The following is a 1,957-nucleotide window of genomic DNA, read 5'->3' on the forward strand; positions in this document are numbered from 1 at the left end:
GGTTCAGAAACGCCCACAGGCGTTTCTGAACCACTTTTTTATGATGACAAGACCCCCGGCGGGCAGCCGGGGGTCTTGTCGCACACTTATGGAGACTAGGACAGGAATAAAAGGAAGATCACATTCCCTTTGCGGGAAAGAGAATCGCTGCTTACTTGCCGCGGACGGCTGCGAAGCCGGCTTCCAGATCGGCAAGGATATCATCAATGTGCTCGGTGCCGATGGACAGGCGGATGGTGTTCTGGTAGATCTGCTGCTCGGCCAGCTCGGCATCGGTCAGCTGGCTGTGAGTGGTGGAGGCCGGGTGGATGACAAGGCTCTTCACGTCCGCCACGTTGGCCAGCAGAGAGAAGATCTTCAGGTTGTCGATGAAGGTAAAGGCCTCCTCGCGGCCGCCCTTGATGTTAAAGGTAAAGATAGATGCGCCGCCGTTGGGGAAATACTTCTGGTACAGGGCGTGATCCGGGTGATCCGGCAGCGAGGGATGGTTCACCTTTTCCACCTGCGGGTGGTTGGCGAGGAACTCCACCACCTTTTTGGTGTTCTCCACATGACGCTCAATGCGCAGGCTCAGCGTCTCGGTGCCCTGCAGCAGCAGGAAGGCGTTGAAGGGGGAGATGGTAGCGCCGGTATCACGTAGCAGGATAGCGCGGATATAGGTAACGAACGCGGCAGGGCCTGCAGCGTCTGCAAAGGAGACGCCGTGGTAGCTGGGGTTGGGGGCGGCAATGTTGGGGTAACGGCCGCTGGCCTTCCAGTCGAAGTTACCGCTGTCCACGATGATGCCGCCCAGCGTGGTGCCGTGACCGCCGATGAACTTGGTGGCAGAGTGCACCACGATGTCTGCGCCGTGCTCGATGGGACGGATGAGGTACGGGGTGCCGAAGGTGTTGTCAATGACCAGCGGCAGGCCGTGCTTGTGGGCGATGGCGGCAATGGCGTCGATATCCGGGATGTCGCTGTTGGGGTTGCCCAGCGTCTCCAGATACACAGCCTTGGTGTTGGGCTGGATCGCGGCCTCCACCTGTGCAAGGTCGTGGGCATCCACGAAGGTGGTGTTGACGCCGAACTGGGTCAGGGTGTGTGCCAGCAGGTTATAGCTGCCGCCGTAAATGGTCTTTTGTGCCACGATGTGGTCACCGGCCTGTGCCAGTGCCTGAATGGTGTAGGTGATGGCGGCTGCACCGGAAGCGGTAGCCAGTGCTGCCACGCCGCCCTCCAGCGCTGCAATGCGCTTTTCGAACACATCCTGCGTGGAGTTGGTCAGACGGCCGTAGATATTGCCTGCATCGGCCAGACCGAAGCGGTCGGCGGCGTGCTGGCTGTTGCGGAACACATAGGACGTGGTCTGGTAGATGGGCACCGCACGGGCATCGGTGGCGGGGTCGGCCTGCTCCTGACCGACATGAAGCTGCAGAGTTTCAAATTTATATTCAGACATTGTCATTTACCTCTCTTTATATACTAAAAGTATTATTATTGTGTACAAAAAATCCCGATGCGTTTTCAAAGACGCACCGGGCAGTGTGGTCTACCGGAGCTGTTGCTGTCACATTCGGGTGCACATTCGCACAGCCGAGGGCAACATACAGTACACATCCGATGCCTGTGCCCGGTTGGTATGCATTCGCCCACAGCGATAATTCGCGTGCAGCAGTTCTTTCCAGATCAGCTTCATCTTTGTGCCCTCCTTCCGGTAAAACTTTCCCATCCCTCTATGTACCACCCGCCGGGGAACCTCTGTTTCATTTCCCTACAAGACTGGTGGATTGGATGTCTGCATTATATCCCGTCCTACCTAGTTTGTCAATAGGTTAATTCCACTTTTTTCAAGGATGTATTTTTTGCATGATAATTTTGTCCGTACCGCCCCCGCCCGACAGCATTTTGTACAGCGGCTCCTTTTGCGGGCAAAGCAAGCAAAAACGAAGCCCGGAGCGTCTGCGGACGCTCCGGG

The 1,957-nt window shown here is 57.1% G+C and carries 1 protein-coding gene; it reads right to left on the reverse strand.

Translation table 11 applies throughout. The features are described 5' to 3' along the window. Positions 1-151: 151 nt before the first annotated feature. Complete coding sequence (locus WMO44_RS14835) at positions 152-1,441, reverse strand: O-acetylhomoserine aminocarboxypropyltransferase/cysteine synthase family protein (RefSeq protein ID WP_015536893.1); 1,290 nt, start codon at positions 1,439-1,441, stop codon at positions 152-154. Positions 1,442-1,957: the final 516 nt, after the last annotated feature.

This window comes from Faecalibacterium tardum (assembly GCF_040096515.1).
Taxonomy (GTDB): Bacteria; Bacillota; Clostridia; order Oscillospirales; family Ruminococcaceae; genus Faecalibacterium; species Faecalibacterium tardum.